This window comes from Parasaccharibacter sp. TMW2.1890 (genome assembly GCF_023337645.1).
Classification (GTDB): Bacteria; Pseudomonadota; Alphaproteobacteria; order Acetobacterales; family Acetobacteraceae; genus Bombella; species Bombella apis.
Genome location: NZ_NWUV01000001.1, coordinates 618,995 through 636,085, shown reverse-complemented (window position 1 = coordinate 636,085; position 17,091 = coordinate 618,995). Strand labels below are relative to the sequence as shown.

At 44.7% G+C, this 17,091-nt stretch carries 12 protein-coding genes; 5 read left to right on the top strand and 7 right to left on the bottom strand.

Annotated elements, in window-relative coordinates:
* Window positions 1–15 precede the first annotated feature (15 nt).
* Window positions 16–1,320: an LTA synthase family protein gene (locus tag CPA54_RS02790; protein WP_249085499.1), complete on the bottom strand. Its 1,305-nt coding sequence runs from the start codon at window positions 1,318–1,320 to the stop codon at window positions 16–18.
* Between the two features lie 384 nt (window positions 1,321–1,704).
* Between CPA54_RS02790 and CPA54_RS02785 the strand changes: the two genes are divergently transcribed.
* From CPA54_RS02785 to CPA54_RS02770, 4 genes are all read left to right on the top strand, one after another.
* Window positions 1,705–2,829: a hypothetical protein gene (locus CPA54_RS02785; protein WP_249085498.1), complete on the top strand. Its 1,125-nt coding sequence runs from the start codon at window positions 1,705–1,707 to the stop codon at window positions 2,827–2,829.
* Window positions 2,822–4,180: a capsule biosynthesis protein gene (locus tag CPA54_RS02780; protein ID WP_408902136.1), complete on the top strand. Its 1,359-nt coding sequence runs from the start codon at window positions 2,822–2,824 to the stop codon at window positions 4,178–4,180. The genes CPA54_RS02785 and CPA54_RS02780 overlap by 8 nt, the downstream gene beginning before the upstream one ends.
* Before the next feature lie 260 nt (window positions 4,181–4,440).
* Window positions 4,441–5,418, top strand: coding sequence for a glycosyltransferase family 1 protein (locus tag CPA54_RS02775; protein ID WP_249085497.1), 978 nt, complete (start codon window positions 4,441–4,443; stop codon window positions 5,416–5,418).
* A gap of 3 nt (window positions 5,419–5,421) precedes the next feature.
* Entirely contained in the window at window positions 5,422–6,612 is a 1,191-nt protein-coding gene (locus tag CPA54_RS02770) for a glycosyltransferase family 1 protein (protein WP_249085496.1), read from the top strand.
* Between the two features lie 35 nt (window positions 6,613–6,647).
* On the opposite strand, the gene CPA54_RS02765 is transcribed toward CPA54_RS02770, so the two are convergent.
* The 6 genes from CPA54_RS02765 to CPA54_RS02740 form a co-directional block, all read right to left on the bottom strand.
* A complete protein-coding gene (locus CPA54_RS02765; protein ID WP_081563127.1) occupies window positions 6,648–8,063 on the bottom strand; it encodes a mannose-1-phosphate guanylyltransferase/mannose-6-phosphate isomerase in 1,416 nt (471 codons plus the stop codon).
* Window positions 8,064–8,182: 119 nt separating this feature from the next.
* Window positions 8,183–9,658 carry a phosphomannomutase gene (locus CPA54_RS02760; protein WP_081563126.1) on the bottom strand — a complete coding sequence of 492 codons (1,476 nt, stop codon included), beginning with the start codon at window positions 9,656–9,658 and terminating at the stop codon, window positions 8,183–8,185.
* A 1,813-nt stretch (window positions 9,659–11,471) separates the two neighbouring features.
* Window positions 11,472–12,758 (bottom strand): glycosyltransferase family 1 protein, encoded by a 1,287-nt coding sequence (locus CPA54_RS02755; protein WP_249085495.1) that lies wholly within the window; start codon window positions 12,756–12,758, stop codon window positions 11,472–11,474.
* A gap of 33 nt (window positions 12,759–12,791) precedes the next feature.
* Window positions 12,792–13,445 carry an ABC transporter ATP-binding protein gene (locus tag CPA54_RS02750; RefSeq protein ID WP_249085494.1) on the bottom strand — a complete coding sequence of 218 codons (654 nt, stop codon included), beginning with the start codon at window positions 13,443–13,445 and terminating at the stop codon, window positions 12,792–12,794.
* A gap of 7 nt (window positions 13,446–13,452) precedes the next feature.
* Window positions 13,453–14,298 (bottom strand): ABC transporter permease, encoded by an 846-nt coding sequence (locus CPA54_RS02745; protein WP_249085493.1) that lies wholly within the window; start codon window positions 14,296–14,298, stop codon window positions 13,453–13,455.
* Window positions 14,285–15,535, bottom strand: a complete 1,251-nt coding sequence (locus tag CPA54_RS02740; protein WP_249085492.1) for a capsule biosynthesis protein — start codon at window positions 15,533–15,535, stop codon at window positions 14,285–14,287. The genes CPA54_RS02745 and CPA54_RS02740 overlap by 14 nt, the downstream gene beginning before the upstream one ends.
* A gap of 234 nt (window positions 15,536–15,769) precedes the next feature.
* Between CPA54_RS02740 and CPA54_RS02735 the strand changes: the two genes are divergently transcribed.
* Window positions 15,770–17,017 (top strand): polysaccharide biosynthesis/export family protein, encoded by a 1,248-nt coding sequence (locus tag CPA54_RS02735; RefSeq protein ID WP_249085491.1) that lies wholly within the window; start codon window positions 15,770–15,772, stop codon window positions 17,015–17,017.
* Window positions 17,018–17,091 lie beyond the last annotated feature (74 nt).

The following is a 17,091-nucleotide window of genomic DNA, read 5'->3' as shown; positions in this document are numbered from 1 at the left end:
TTATAGCGTATCTTTTCAGGAGCTGACGTGATGAAGAATGCTCCGATGGAGCTCGGCAGGTGTTACATCTACAGGCTCAGATGATACGCGACTTCCCTCTAGCCCATTGGGCCGCAGTATGACATAGGGTGTCCCCCTCTCCAGTCCTTCAACAGCAGGCAATGCTTCCAGCGCCGGACGATGGTCCCCAAAGAATACCAGCATGATGTCCCGCCCGCTCCCTTTGATCTCTGCAAGCAGTTCCCGCAACATGGCATCACCATTTTGCACGTGCTGATGCCACGCTTCTGCACCACTCGATTGCTCCAACCGCCCTTTCTTCCAGGGACCATGATTTTCGATTGTCACACAGTAGGCCAGAAAATGATCGTTTTTCTGGAGATATGTCAGCAGCCGTGCTGTTAGCGCAGCATCACCTACATACGGGCCAACCCTGTCCTGCTCGGAAAAACATTCCCGCCCGATGACGTCATTGAACCCCCATAAGGGCAGCAGACGATTCCGACCATAAAAACGCAGATCATAGGGATGCAGGAAAAGAGCCGTTTCATAAAAATGTTTCAGACGATTCGGCAGGGCATGGGACGGAGACTGATCCGCTGTCAGGAATGGATCAAACCGGCGATATGAGAGCATCTCCTCATCATCGCCACACAGAACCCCATATTCACTACGCATCGTATAGGCACCTAATCCGCTAGGCAGGAGCCTTCCCCATTGTACCGCTTCCTGCCGACATCGGACGAGCTCTGGCAGAGGCGACCACTCATTCTTCAGCTCCGCAGGATCGGCAAATGATTCACACTGGATGACGATGACAGACTCTGGTGCGGCAGCCGTCCGCAACAAGGCAGGCCTGACGGGTAGCGGTGCCAGCTCATGGCAGCGCCAGGCATAAAGCAGCAGTGTTGGCAGCAGCCCTCCCTCACGCACATCCCGCCACACGTCCGGCCCTGTTTCATCGGAACGACTTCCCCGTGCCAAGAGCCACCAGAGGCATAGTCCCACGGCGACTGCCTCGATACAGCCCATCAGCCGTAACCCGACAGACAGTGATGAAGCCCATGCAAGCAGGTAGAGCACCCCTGCACCACCAGCTACGACAACACACCGCACAGCAGGCGGAATGCCCTGAAGATAAAAACGTGGATGCTTCATGAACGCATCGATCAGGGCAAAGTCCGTGAAAACCAAAGGTTCATTCAACAGGCGCAGCTTCAGGTTGGATGCCGTTACAAGCACCCCCATCAGGATGGCACTCAGCAGCAGGGAAAGCCAGATGACACCTGTCAGGCAAAGAAAAATACCGGTTGCCATCATGACTGGAAAACAGCGTAAAAGGACCAGGGAGGGCTTTCTTACAATACGGACAGGGTGAACAAAAAGGTCGATACCTTCTCCAATGACAAGGCTCCCTACAATCATCAAACATAATTCTGTAATGTAATATGACATTGAAGATACTGGAACTCCGAAAGAAATGACAGAATAAACGGATTCATGAAGTTTTCCCTGGACATTTCAGGGATGGATTGATCAATGAAATGGAAATTTTGCCAATAAACTCCACTTATCGGTCGAATTATTATTCAATCGTGGAAATTAAATTATATTCACCACCCCTCTCTTCCCAAAAAAAAGACTTCCTGATAACAAGCTAGTGTTTCTACCACCTGTCCGGTATGGAAAAGGCCCCATTTCACCATGTCATGCCATGTCCCTGCGTCTGGAGCCAGAGCCATCAGGCCTGTCGTAGCCTGCCATGGAATAGCATGGTGGAAACAGCGCCGCATTCGTTCTTTTCTTGAAGGAAGAGACCCCATCCGGTTTTTCTGGTCGCCCCGTCGGGCTCTGGCCTATGCCCGGAAAAAGAGTGCTGGACTGGCTGTTTGGGCAAACCGCATCACACCAGCCTTGCAGGCACAGGCTTATGCCATGCGGGTGCCCCTCTTCTTCGTGGAAGATGGCTTCATCCGGTCCATGGGACTGGGAAGCGGGTTTCTGCCTCCATGCTCCATTATCCTGGACAGCCAGGGCGCTTATGTTGATCCCTCCCATCCCAGTGATCTGGAGGACATGCTGAGGGATATCAAGGTTGCACCGGCCCTCCGTGGAAGAGCCGATACTCTCATGGAGCGCCTCAAAACGCTTCATGTTTCCAAATATGCCGCTACGCCTGATTCATCTCCCGCCAAAATGGAGCATCCTGAGGGCGTGCCGGTCATTCTGGTTCCGGGGCAGGTTGCTGGAGATCTGTCTGTCGTAAGAGGCGGAGGCAAGATTACGGATAATCTCGCCCTGCTGCGTGAGGTTCGCCGCAGGAATCCTGGAGCATGGATCATCTATCGGCCCCACCCTGATGTGGAGGCTGGCCATCGTTCCGGTCATCTTTCCGAAGCAACCATTCTTGCCTACGCCAACAGCATTGACCGCAGTGGCAGCATGAGCCAGCTCCTTACACATGTTGACGAGGTACACACCCTCACATCCCTGACAGGTTTTGAGGCGCTGATACGTGGCAAAAAGGTTACGACATACGGTGCCCCCTTTTACGCTGGCTGGGGACTGACAACACATCTGGGACCATCTCTTCCCCGCCGGGGGCGTCAACTGGATGTAACAGACCTTGCTGCAATCGCCCTTATTCTGTATCCGCTCTATATCAATCCAGAGACAGAACAGCGATGTGACGTGGAGGAGCTGATTGACTGTTTTGGCAAGACTGAGCTCTGGAAGCCAACATACGCCATGAAATTACGGCAGAGGCAGGGCCAGCTACGCCGTTGTTTCACACATTTCATTTCATCATGCCGGGCCCCTCATGCTTGACAATACCCAGACAACATATTCTGGCCACCCTCCCGAAGAGACGGAACACGCCGAATATCCATCCAATTTTTTTGAAGATCCGAGCCTGACAGAGACCAGCACGCTTGTGCCCATGTCGCTCCAGATCCCCCCAAAAACAAAACGCAATTTCCTGCTGCTCCAGGGGCTCATGGGGCCTTTTTTCCAATCCGTTGGCCGTGCCCTGAAAAAACGGGGGCATAATGTGTGGAAAATCAACTTCAATGGAGGGGATGAGCTTTTCTGGCGTCTGGGAGGTGGTATTGCCTTCCGCAGCAATTATGGGACATGGCCCGCCTTTCTGGGGCATATCCTGCAAAAACATCACATCACGGACGTGCTGCTGTTTGGTGACTGCCGGGAACTCCATCGGCAGGCCATCCTCATCTGCCGTGAAATGAATATTGCCGTCCATGTTTTTGAGGAAGGCTATATTCGGCCAGACTGGGTCACCCTAGAACTTGGTGGCGTTAACGGTAATTCCACGCTACCCAAAGACCCTGACTGGTACTATCAGCGTGCCAGCCAGCTGCCTCCTGCCGCCCCACATGAGCCTGTCCCCTCTTCCTTCCCACGTCGTGCACTGGAAGGCGTGGCCTATAATGCGGCCACCATTCTTCTGAAGTGGCGTTTCCCGCATTGGACAGATTATCGCCCCTGGCCGCCCCTGGTGGAAGGCGTTGGGTGGTTGCGACGCCTCTGTCGCCGTAAAAAGGCTCAAAAACGCAGTCACGAACTGACTGAATGGCTGGTTGAAGGGCCCAAGCCTTACATGCTGCTCCCTCTGCAACTGGATGCCGATGCCCAGCTACGCCTGCATTCTTCCTATTCAGGCGTGGCGGAAGTCATCACCGAAGTTCTTGTATCCTTTGCCAAAAATGCCCCACTGGAGATGCGTCTTGTCATCAAAGAACATCCGCTCGACAATGGTGTGCAGGACTGGAAGAAACTTGTCCAGCGACTTGCTGCTGCGCATGGTGTCAGCAATCGTGTGGATTACATGGAGCTTGGAGATATAGCCAGGCTTGTGCGTCATGCCCGTGGGGTCGTAACCGTTAACAGCACGACTGGTACCCTGGCCCTGGCTCATAATGTCCCTGTCATTACCTTGGGTCACGCCATTTACGACATGCCGGGACTGACTGCGCAATCGACATTGAAAGCTTTCTGGCAGGCACCCCAGCGACCTGACCCACTCATTTTTGCGGCTTTTCGTCGTGTACTGATAGATCAATGCCTAATCCCTGGAGGTTTCTTCTCTGAAGAAGGGCTTGAAAAATTAGTTCACCATACCGTAATACGCCTCGAACAATATCAGCCGGCCTCCTTTTGAAACGTATGACATCATCTCAGCTACAGCCTGTTTTTATACTAGATATATCTCGTCTACTTTCCCGTGCTGATTGTTTGGCGCCCACAGGTATTGACCGGGTAGAGCTTGCATATGCACAATATCTTCTCGAGTACCATGAAAAACAACTATATTTTGCCTCATATTCTCTACTGGGGCGGATAAATATTTTACCAAAAAAAATAAGCAAAAAATTTATAATTTCTCTAATCAATGGGTGGAGCTCAGGAAACAAGAAATACATGGCACATGCCTATAAAATGGCTCTGTGCCTTAAATTCTGTTTCTCTTTTATCCCATCTTCAACGAAGATTTTTTATCCATCAATTTATTTGCTCCTGTCGCACCATCACCTAACGCATAAAAACGCAATTCAGCGTTTTCTTGTTCGTACTAAATCATATTTCGTTCCAATGGTGCATGACCTCATACCGCTCGAATATCCTGAATATTCGCGGCAGCGTGAGTTATCTCGTCATAGGGCTCGTATTAAAACTGTTATTGCATTAGCTAAAGCTGTCGTAGTCCCAACAGAAACGGTAGCTACGTCCTTAAAAAGTTTTTCCACGAAAAATGGACAAGACAATACCCCTATCTGGGCCGTACCTCATGGAATAAATATCAGAAATTTTTTCAAGGAAACTTTATCTGACATTTATAATAGACCTTATTTTATATATCTTAGTACAATAGAACCACGAAAGAACCATCTTATGCTGCTCCATTTATGGAGAGCTATGGTCCAAAAGCATGGGGAAGCAGAAGTACCTTATCTTGTCCTTGTTGGGAAACGTGGCTGGGAAAATGAGAATATTTTAGATCTCTTGGACCGTTCGCCTGCTTTACAAAATTCCGTCAAGGAAAAAAATAATCTTTCGGATGAAGAAGTTACAGCTCTTTTGAAAAGAGCCAATGGCCTTCTTTTCCCCAGCTTTACAGAAGGATATGGTCTGCCTCTAGTTGAAGCTATGTACTTGCAGGTTCCAAGTATTTGTGCTGACATCCCGGCTCTACGAGAAGTTGGTGGAGACATCCCATATTATATTGATCCACTTGATACCCCAAACTGGGAAATTATGATCGATGATTTCAAAAAACATGGTCCACTATGGCAAAATCAGATGGAAAAGTTAAAAACGTATGAGCCGTTATCATGGGATGGGAGCATCGCTCAAACTGTAGAAAACTGTATTTCCTTGATAGAAAGAAACAGTATTTAATTTATGAAAAATAGGAACCTAGTTTCATTGCCATCGTCCAACCCGAAAATATGGCTAGATGGAAGAAATATTAGTCGCCATAATGGCACAGGTATTTATTATTATGCCCTTAATCATCAGAAAATTCTAACAGAAAATGGATTCAATGTTAAATGGCTTCTCGAGAATACACAAGATACTCCTCTAAAAAGTGGTATATACCGCTTTGTAAGAGCATTGGCCTCATTAGCTCCTCATATTCATGAAGAGAGCTTTCAATCACCATGGGGAACAGCTCATCTAGCCAGCGATCTTTACCGTGTTGCACATGTGCATTTTCGTTACCATAAAAAAATATTCATATTAAAATCGTCTATCGCCCCAGATATAATGCACTGGACGTATCCTCTTCCAGTTCTTATCGAGGGGTGTAAAAATATAGTAACTATTCATGATATTATCCCTCTAACACATCCACACCTAACAAATATCAACGCTCATAATTTTCGTTCTCTTCTTCAGAATCTCATCGACCACGATGTACATTTCATAACCGTATCCGAAACAGTTCGCCAACAGATAATCAATACTTTTACTATAGAGGAAGATAGAATAACAACTTTATATCAACCTGTAGATTTTAATCGAGAAACACTGCAAGAAATAAAAAAAGCCCCTCAAATAGCGCCAGCAAATTCTTTTATATTTTATGGTCGGATGGAACACCGTAAAAATATAGAACGACTTTTGGAAGCTCATGCACGTACCAAAACTAAAACTCCTCTTGTACTTATTGGCCCCAAAGGGGATGACCAGCCGAATTGTTCTTCACCCTCTCCAGACAGTAGAGTCATCCATCTGCCTTGGAGCCAACGTTCTTCCCTTTTACGCACCTTGGCAGAAGCGAAGGCCTTGCTTTTCCCAAGTTTAGCTGAGGGTTTTGGAGTTCCTATTATAGAAGCCATGGCCTTAGGGATACCCGTGCTTACCAGCCAAGGAGGTGCTACGGAAGAAATAGCCGGCGGGGCAGCTTTATTATGCAATCCGCTCAGTATTGATTCAATTGCTGAAAAAATCACCCAACTTGACAAGGCAAGCCCCTCAGAAATCTATGATATCCGTACACAGGGCTACCAGGTCAGTAACTCATTTAATTCGCCCTCTTATCAAAAACGCTACATCAAATTCATAGAGGAGATTACAACGTCAAATTGAGCGGAATAATCTCCCACATGAATACTGGTAACTAACTAGCGCTGATATATATCCTCCAATCTTACAATATCATCCTCTCCCAAATAGGGGCCAGATTGTACTTCAATCAACGTAACCGGAATCCGACCAGGATTTTCTAAACGATGAACGGATCCAAGGGGAAGATAGACACTTTCATTCTCCCTTACCGTAAGAATCTCATCATCCCGCGTAACTAAAGCGGTACCCTCTACAACAACCCAATGCTCGGCTCGATGAAAGTGTTTCTGTAAGGAAAGCTTCTCCCCAGGTGTCACACAGATTCGTTTCACCTGGAAGCGATGGCCCTTTATCAAACTTTCGTAAAAACCCCATGGACGATACATCCTGACGTGCTGATCGGCTTCAGAATGTCCCTGCTCTCTCAAAAGCTCAACCACATGTTTGATATCTTGAGCACGATCTCTATGAGAGACCATAACAGCATCCTTGGTGACTATAATGACAAGATCTTCCACCCCCGTCACTGTAGCGACCACATTGTCGGACTTTACGTAACAATTCTTCGTATGATCTAGGAACACATTACCTGAAACAGCGTTCCCATTACTATCCTTTTCGGTCAGAGCCCAGACAGCATCCCAACTTCCTACATCCATCCACTCAAAATAGGATGGGACAACCACACCACGTTGTGTTTTCTCAGCGAGAGCATAATCAACAGATATAGAAGGAGTCTTCATAAAACTCGCTTCATCCAACGTAATGAAGGCAGAGTCACTTTCCGAAAGGCGAACACTCTTCTCAACAGAATCATAAATCTCCGGGGCCCACTTGCGTAACTCTTCTAAAAAAATACGTGCCCGAGCCATGAACATTCCAGAATTCCAGAAATACTTACCGCTTTCTAAAAAACGTTTAGCATTCAGTTCATCTGGTTTCTCTAAAAACTTTGCAATATGGAAAGCTCCGTCTTTCCCTTCTATCGGACTACCTTGCTCAATGTAGCCATATCCCGTTTCAGGACGAGTGGGTTGAATGCCAAACATGACGATATAATCGTGCGTTGCTACCTCGTACGCTCGAAGCAGAGACTCATTTAAAGATTTATTGTCGGTGATAGCTGAATCCGCTGGCATAAACCAAAGGATGGCGTCTTCATCAGACTTTGCCTGCCAAAAAGCTGCTGCAGCCATAGCTGCCGCCGAATTACGTGAAAGCGGCTCAAGTACGATATTACTATCGTCATTCATCTCAATTTGGCGCAACTGCTCCGCCATTATGAATCGATGTTCTCGATTCCCAACAACAATAGGAGCCGACTTTATACCAAGTCCTACAATCCGTTGTAATGTCTCTTGAAAAGGACTTTTATCGCCCAACAGCGTACAAAACTGCTTTGGATAACTCTTTCGAGACACAGGCCATAAACGAGTGCCAGAACCGCCAGAAAGAATTACAGGAACGATCATACTACATACCCCACTGAAACATTAAAAAAATACAACGAACAGTAGCAGTCTGTAAGCTATAAACTCTGTCTAGGGAAGATTGAAAAACTTTTTCAAGCTTCCCTAGACACAAATCTTGGTTACAGCTCGTTCTTCCAACGTGATAGAAATTGCAATCCATTAGATAATAAGAACTGAACACGTTCCTCTGAATAAGATTCAACATAAAGCCGTAACTCGGGAGCATTCCCCGATGGACGAAGGTGTACTATATCACCACTATCAAATGTGACCCTTATTCCATCTACTTCATTCAATGACTTGACATTGCCACATAAATCTAGAAAACCTAACTCCTTCATTCCAGAAGAAATATCATCCCGTAGCGATGCCAACTTCTTTTTCGAAAAGGCAGTTGGAACATCTTTTATTCTATCACTGGCTGTGTATTTATTAGGCAAATCTCCCACTAACGCACTAAGTGACTTATCGCTATTTTGCGATGCAGCAAGAGCGCACAAAATCGGCAATACACTATCACGCGTTGGAAGCTTCTCTAATTTCTTTCCCTTCCTATAAACAGGCGTTCCCAGCAAAAAGCCACCATTCGCCTCATAGCCAACGGCAGGAGAAACCTCTTGCTCGATTAACGTGTTCATAGCCTCTATCACATAAGGCGAACCAATTTTTGTACGCTCTATAGATATATTAGGATGCTTGTCTTCTAAGGCTGTATTACTACTAATTGGAGTTGCGACCCCTTTGGCTTCGAGGCACTCGACCGCCAATATCCCAAGCAAATCACCCCTTAACCATTTCCCATGTTCATCAGCCATTAAAGGGCGGTCTGAATCGCCATCAGTCGTTATAATGGCATCAACAGCATTCTCTGAAGCCCAATGATGCGCAATGGCGACATCTTCTTCCCTAACGGCTTCCGTATCGACAGAAACAAAACTATCAGAACGCCCAAATGGCAGTGCCTTTCCACCCAGTGACGAAATTATTTTTGTTAAAATATCTCGCCCTACAGCAGAATGTTGATACACTCCAACATTCATACCGCTTAAGGCATTTTCTCCAAAAAAAACCTTATATCTTTTAATATACTCCTCTTCCACACTAAGCGGCTCAGGTAACATCGGAACTTCTAACAGGTTGCCGGCCTGGTCAAACAAGTGGGATGGTATTGCAATATCCTGCTCTCCCATCTTGACTTCATCACTCTTCAAGAATTCCCCTTCTGCACGATTAAATTTGATGCCATTCCTATCCGCTGGGATATGGCTACCAGTTACCATTAATGATGGAATCTTCTTTGCGTAAGCATAGTAAGAAAGAGCTGGGGTCGGAATATAGCCACAAAACACAGGCTTTCCCCCAGAAAATTCAATAGCTGCAATACAGGCTTGCAATATTCGTGGTGAACTAGGTCGAAGATCCCCTGCCAAGGCTACTTCTTTCCCTGACTTAAACTCACCAATTGTTCCAAGATATGATAAAAAACCTTGAACATATGCAAAACAGACTTGATCGGTCATGTCCGAAACAAGCCCCCTTGCCCCACTTGTGCCGAAAGAGACGCCAGAGTCCTGCATTAACCTGCTGATTTTCATGAATAATCCCTCCCCTTAAGAAGAGGGCGATAATGGCCCCCCTAACAAAAAAAAACAATCTGATTCGTATGCTAGATCAAAAGATAGGATAAATTCTCAAAATTACCTTAACAACAAAAGAAAACAGATCCTGCACTTTTATTTCAAAATATCAATACCACAAAAACAAAATATTCCATTATTGTAGGATATTTCCAATACACATAAGCCCAAATTTTTATATAAGAATCATCACGTCAAAATAAATAGATATGCAAGTATTTACAAGTGTATATACCCTGGTATTTTCCAGAAAGGCAAAGTAGGGAGACAGAGGACCGTCAACTTCCAAGTTAAAAATGCGAGAGAAGTATAAAAATTCCAAACCTCAGGATGGTTCCGAACGTCTGGTATCCGTACACCGGCATAGTGTTCATCACCGTACCTCTCCGGACGGGCACTGCGCCAATTTCGTCTCCTAAATACAGGCTAGGTTCTTTTTCAACCCAAATTGTCAGAACCCACAATTTCTGTCCAACACAAGCCTCCACGAATGAGAAGGCCATCAACCCATCGAATACCTTAATAGGAACGGGTAATGTCATACTAAACCATACGAAGCGCTTCACGTAATTTTCCGTTGAGTAACGGATATTATTTTAAAACTTGAGCAATAAGCTTGCAGATATGTTAGGTATCACACCTTGTGATAGACCATTATCTGAATAATAAATGATGGAATTTCATACACTAATTACCTCACCCCCCCAATTTCCTCAGCGATATTACATTGCTGCCAGCCAAATAATCTTCATCAATGCACATATATGCTCTTATCCAACCACAATCTTCTGGGACAATCGAACCGTTGATCTCATCAATCAGGTAAGAACAATGCTGAAGAAACTGTGACTCTATGATCGCTAACCCATTGGATATATTCACCTTACAATAAGGATATATGGCTCTAGGGTCGCTGCCTCAATTTGCTGCACGTAACGCCTGCGGGCAAAGAAGGATCGTGTTGCCAGCTGATAAATGATCATGTTTCGACGCCCCCCTTTGATACCCCGCCCCGTGCCGGACTGCCAAATCATAAACTAACCCGACCGGAAGACCGGCAGGTGGCAGATCATGTAAAGGAAAATGGAGCCTCATGACGTACCCCTGCCAGCAAAATCAAGGCACATACGCCGCCATAAAGAATATAGCAGAAACTTTATCATCATCTCAGAAAAACTGATTTCACCTTAGATCGGGCCTATTTTGATGGAACCGTCATACTTGCTCACCAAAAAGCAGTCGGGGCCGTAAAAAAGATAAAGTAGAGAAAAATCAGAAGCGTGCAGAGCTTTGACCGCTCACATGGTGGCCCTAGATCAAAAGTCTACGTCACCTCTCATGCACGAAAAAGCTCTAACCCTCACCCGTCTCCTAGAAAAACCCGTGAGCTACCATAACCCTGTGCTCTTTTTGATCAATTATCCAAATTCCCAACCTATCTGCTTTGTGGCAAAGGGTGTGCTGCGGATAAATTCAAAAAATGCTTTCAACAGCGTCAACCCATTCCTGTCACCCCGCTAAAACGACGGCGACTTACTTTCTATCATCCAGAATGATCATACAGAATGCCGACATCTAGTGGAAAATCTCTGGACTAAGCTCAAAGAATGGGGAATAGGAGCACCCGGTAAGAGGTATTATCAATTCATTGCCGGATATCTTAATAGAATCTCCACAAAATAAATATTTTACATCTTATCTTCTGAATCACTCCTCAATTCTCCCTAGAAATCTATCTTAGACATAGAAAATAGTAAAATATAGTTTCGCACTAAATAAGAACTTTTCTATAAAAATGAGATAAATTTTCCGCATAATGGTTTGGAGAAAATTTTTCTGCTTGTTCTTTTGATTTTTGCCTTAGAAGAAAGCATAACTCATCATTACTATCCAAAAGTTCAATCCCCTCTTTAATATCATTAATGTCATAAGGGTCGACTAAAACCGCAACATCCCCTGCCACTTCTCTTAAAGGAGCCTCCCTAGAGGTCAATACTGGAGTTTCCAAAACCAAAGATTCCAACACAGGCAATCCAAAACCTTCGGCGATAGACGGAAAAATCAAAGCCCGTGCGTGCTTGATAAGTGAATAAAGAACGTCTCTCTCTACATATTGGATCTGTATAATACGGCCGTCCTCTATACCTTTACCTAAGAACCTAAGCTCATCTTCTTCCTTCCACGAATTTGAACCAACAATCACCAATTTCCTGCGCGTATTTGATAACAAGAAAGACTTTATTATACGGCCTATATTTTTTTTAGGCTCTAACTGACCAAAAAACAAAAAATACTCGTCACTCTTCAGCGAAAAAAGTCGATGCAACTCGTCATTCGTAATCAAAGAATTATCATCAATACAATATGCATCAAGTAAATGGGATTGATATGTATTATAAACACGCCCCTCTGCAGCCGGGAACATATCAACAATAGCTTTCTTCGAAGCCTCTGAGACAGTGCAAATTCCATCAGATTGACGGACTATCTTCGTCAACAGGTCAAAATATAACTTCCTATCATCCAATGTTGTATGTGGCAACTGCAAGGGAACTATATCATGTATGGTATAGATATTTTTAGAACCTCGCACCTTCAGCGGCAAGGGGTACGTCCAATGCATGATATCAGGCGGATTGGGCATGGATACAGTTAAAAAACGCCCTGTTGTTTTAAAAAAACCCTGGGCAGCTCTAAACAATGAAGGAACATTATAAACTTTGTCATATTCCGGAAGGCGTGTTGCATGCTCTTTCAAAACAACATGTCCACTAATAACTACTTCTTCTGCCTTATGACCATAAAAGTGATTAAATGTCTCTTTCCACCAAGAGGGCTTGGGAAATTTAGGCCGTCTTGGATAAAGATCGGTACCTAACGTATCAAAAAACAAGACTTCCCTTAAATCGGAAGAAAGATTTCTAGGTATTGGCAATCCATATAATAAACTTATATGATGCCCTAATAAACGCAAAGCCCTAGTCAAAGCTACTGAATATGTAGCGACCCCTGTCCCTTTCTGAAGAGCAAGATTAAACCCATCAACTCCAATGCGCAAATTAGGCCTCACCGAACGTCCCTTTCAAATTAGTTAGAGTGCTTCATACCGTTGGATAGCATCTTCGACCGATGAGCAATTTTGAATTTTCCCGTCATTCAGCAATACCGCCCTATTACAGGTCCTTCTTAAAAAGTCCATCTGATGTGATACGACAATCAAAGTTCTATCCGAACGCTTCCCAAATAACTCTTCCTCACAGCGTCTAGAAAAACGTGCATCCCCCACCATAATGACTTCATCTATTAAATAACAATCAAATTCTATTGCCAAAGAAAGGGCAAAAGCAAGCCGCGCTTGCATACCCGAAGAATATGTTTTTACAGGCTCATAAAATTGCCTACCCAATTGAGCAAAATCCTCGACGTAATCCAATGTCTTTTCGTAGGGAAGGTCATAAACGCGACATATAAAACGCAAGTTGTCATGCCCCGTAAGACTTCCCTGGAACGCCCCTGAAAACGCTAACGGCCACGAAATGGTCATCCTTCGCTCTATGATGCCCCCTGTAGGATGCTCGACTCCCCCTATCAATTTTATTAGTGTCGACTTCCCAGCTCCATTCCGCCCAAGAACAGCCAGCTTATCGCCTTTATAGACATCAAGGTCGGCCTCATCTAAAACAACCCGCCTTTTACGGCCAACTTTAAAAATCTTAGTTAGGCCAATACACTTTAGTCCTATCATACATGCCTCACGAAATATTAATGTGCGGCCTTACCCGCAAAGTCAAATACAATCCAATCATAAACAAAAGCGTACAACTAAAAAGAAGAAAGGGCACCGAATAGTGAGGAATAACTTTCATTCCAAAACAACCATACCTTATCATCTCAATACTGTTTGCCAACGGAGAATACTCCAAGATCCAACGATAACGAGGAGGAATCCAATCTGTCATAACAAATGCTCCCGATAATGGAAGTGAAAGATAAGAAAGAACAGCCATAGCTTTTTCCAAAATATCAGAGCGCTCTGTTAATGCTGCTAAAATAATTGCAAAGCCAAATGAAAAAAATGTACAAAACCCCATACCTAAGTATACAAAAAACCAGCTCTCTGGAACCTCCATGTAATTCAAATACAAAGCACCAGCTACAACCAAGGCTCCAGCTAATATCGCCCCAGCTGCTTCCAAAATAATTCGAGCCAAAATAATATCTAATGGAGTAACCAACCTGTGAAACAATAAAGATGAATTAACCTCATAAGCCTTGATGGATCGGCTATAAGTATGACGCCACATAGTTAGGGGAACGTATCCTGAGATGACCATTGCCGTCATCTGCAACCCATGCTCATGAGAGGGACGAATAGCAGTCCATACAATTGCAACCCCAGCGCAAAATAAAATAGGTTCACCTATTACCCATAAAAAACCAATATTTTCTCTACCATATCGAGTATGTATCTCCCTCATTAATAGAGCATAGATAACACGTAGTTGTATCATAAAAGCATGAGGCAAACTCGGCCTCGCATGCCTTGCAGCACTATATCTACTGATCTCCTCTATTGAAGAATCTTTACTGGAGCGCATGTTCACGCGCCCCCGCAACTAATAGTTTCCCGGTAGCATAGACCAACAATGCAGATACAAACGTTATAAAAAGAAAGGCCAAATTTTTAGGATACTCCGGATAGTCCGGCAAACTCGGCTGCGCCACAACTGTAACATATAGCATCTGCCTATCAGCTTGAGCTTTAGCCATTTCCAATGCGCTCGTCTCAGCTAAAATCTTTTTTTCAATTATACTCTTTTTAACCGTGAGCTCATCATATCCAAGCAACTTAGGCACTAAAGATCCTTGTCCTTCTCCCTTCCGCCCTGTTATGTGGGCTTGCATACCACTCATTTGAGCTTGAATCGACGCAATCCGCTGAGCATATACTTTTATCAGAGGGCTATTAGGAGCACTCAAAATAAGCTGTTTCTTTTCAGCTTCTAACATAGAAAGTCTTGTTTCCAGAGAAAGTGCCGTACCGACCATCGGAATAGCCTGCTTCATCGGATCAATGATCTCATTACTATACCGATAAATCGCCAATTGCATTTCTGTATCATGCAACTCCTTCAAGCTTGTATCAAGTTCCATTTGAGCAGCATGAAGAGTGTTATATCGCTGCCTATCATTTATCTCATTAACCAACCTTTCACCTGCGTCCAATAATGTTTGCGCAACACGTTGTGAATCGAGCGCCGAAAAAGTACGAACTCTCAAATGAGATATACCCGTTTCTTCGTCAATGCGCGCATCTATATGCCTCCTATAGTAGCTATAAAAACTCTCAAAATCCTTTCTCAGAAAAAAAGAAGGAAATTTAGCTAAAAAATCAGCCGAGGGGTCATTAAATAATGTATTGATACGTACTTTCTCAATCAACATCTTCAAAGCATCACGCGATATCATATAATCTTGTACGGCATAAGTGTCTTGGGATCCGCCGTGGCTAGTTTCCAACAGACTACTTAACCCACCCATAGCGGAGTTGTTAATTGATTTCCCACGAACAAGGAAATGTGTTTCAGAAATATACTGAGGACTTGCCAAACACAAAAGATAGACTGCTACAACGGTAGTTGGAAGCAAGACTATCAAAGAAAAATCCCATTGCTTCCTCAGCCATCTTGCCGCACCAACCATATTCCGTAGCAGTACATTCCCTAAATAGGTAATAGAAGACATCATGCCAGAGCTAACCGGTGTCCTATTTTTATCATCAAGAAAAGTATCTTTCTGAACATGCCTCAGATGTTCCGGTAGCGGTTCACTCAACTGTCTACTTCCTAAAATTATCTGCCAGGATTAGGTTCAAACCCACTCCCTTCGGCCATGTGCGTTCATACCAACCTGAATATTTTTCAGTCAAGCACTTGCAACTTCGGAAAAGCGAAGGCTGCCTCCTGAGAAAGCACAATACCGAAACATATCAGGCTTGCCTTACTCCTAAAAAATGGATAATGACAAGTCCGGCTAGCCCTTCAAGGTCATTACCATCAGGATCGCACCGTGCTTGATTCCCCCTCTTTAAAGAAAACTTCCTTTTGCAACGCTAGTACCTTCACCCGTGCAATGAGGGGGGGCACTGGGCTTGCTATCCTCCTTCTATCTGGCTGTAGCTGGGTTCCTCATTCTAGTCCTACGCAGAAACAGGTCCATAACTATACGAAATCATCGAAGAATACGAAAGCTCTCGATTACAAACTTCTAACCATGACACCAGAGATTGCAGATATTTTGTCATCTGAAATAACCCCCAAGATATCTACACTCGTCACCAGTAATCTCAGGCAATCCCGCAACGATCATATCGGCGCTGGCGATGTGCTAGGCATTACGATATTTGAGCTGGGAAATGGCCTCTTCTCATCTTCTGATAAAACAGCACCCACCAGTGATGGTGCGGCTGTAGGCGGAAGTGCACCTCATATCTCTTCTCAAAATCTTCCTCCCACTCAAGTCGAAGGTGACGGAACCATCATGGTTCCATATGTCGGAAGGATGAATGTTTTAGGGAAAACCCCTAGCCAGGTTGCTGCGGTAATTCAGGAACATCTGAAAGGAAAATCGCAAGATCCTCAGGTTATGGTCCGTATCCAGAATGACATTGGTAATACCGTTATTGTCTCAGGTGAAATCATTCATCCAGGCCGGGTTGTCCTTTCCCTTGCCGACGAACATCTTTCAGATGTAATCGCCATAGCTGGAGGGGCAAAGTACCCACCAACGGATTCACAAGTTGAACTGGTACGTAACGGCAAAATTGGGGCTACGGATCTGGCAACATTGGAAAACCACCCGGAAGAAGATATTCGAGCTGATCCTGGCGATCGGATCCATGTTATATACCAGCCCCGTACTTTCACTGCTTTTGGCGCAGTAGGACAGACGCAGGCACGTAATGAGGTTAAGTTCGGAACGGCTAAGTTGACCCTTGCGGGAGCTCTGGCACGCATTGGTGGCCCTGCTGATAGTCGTGCTGATGGGAATGCCGTTTATCTTATCCGCTATGAAAATGAAATGGTCTGTAAGCGCCTTGGCGTTCCGATTAAGACAGGAATGGATTCTGCTCCAGTTGTATATGAGATTGATATGCTGAATCCGACTCAATATTTCTTGGCACAAAGAATCCCAATGAAAGACCATGATTCTATCCTGATAGCTGACGCTGCGACGGATTCCATTTTCAAGATAAATATGATTATTGGAGCGTTGTTCGGACAGGCTGCATCCATGGCTGCCATTGCTGCTCGCTAGTCTGTCTTATGATTAAGAGGAATCCTTCTAGGATATATCAACAGGCAACCTTGATGTAACTTTCTCTCCTATCA

Coding starts and splice junctions, on each gene's coding strand:
- CPA54_RS02790 (WP_249085499.1), bottom strand. CDS start 1,320: ATGATGGCAACCGGTATTTTTCTTTGCCTGACAGGTGTCATCTGGCTT.
- CPA54_RS02785 (WP_249085498.1), top strand. CDS start 1,705: ATGTCATGCCATGTCCCTGCGTCTGGAGCCAGAGCCATCAGGCCTGTC.
- CPA54_RS02780 (WP_408902136.1), top strand. CDS start 2,822: ATGCTTGACAATACCCAGACAACATATTCTGGCCACCCTCCCGAAGAG.
- CPA54_RS02775 (WP_249085497.1), top strand. CDS start 4,441: ATGGCACATGCCTATAAAATGGCTCTGTGCCTTAAATTCTGTTTCTCT.
- CPA54_RS02770 (WP_249085496.1), top strand. CDS start 5,422: ATGAAAAATAGGAACCTAGTTTCATTGCCATCGTCCAACCCGAAAATA.
- CPA54_RS02765 (WP_081563127.1), bottom strand. CDS start 8,063: ATGATCGTTCCTGTAATTCTTTCTGGCGGTTCTGGCACTCGTTTATGG.
- CPA54_RS02760 (WP_081563126.1), bottom strand. CDS start 9,658: ATGAAAATCAGCAGGTTAATGCAGGACTCTGGCGTCTCTTTCGGCACA.
- CPA54_RS02750 (WP_249085494.1), bottom strand. CDS start 13,445: ATGATAGGACTAAAGTGTATTGGCCTAACTAAGATTTTTAAAGTTGGC.
- CPA54_RS02745 (WP_249085493.1), bottom strand. CDS start 14,298: ATGCGCTCCAGTAAAGATTCTTCAATAGAGGAGATCAGTAGATATAGT.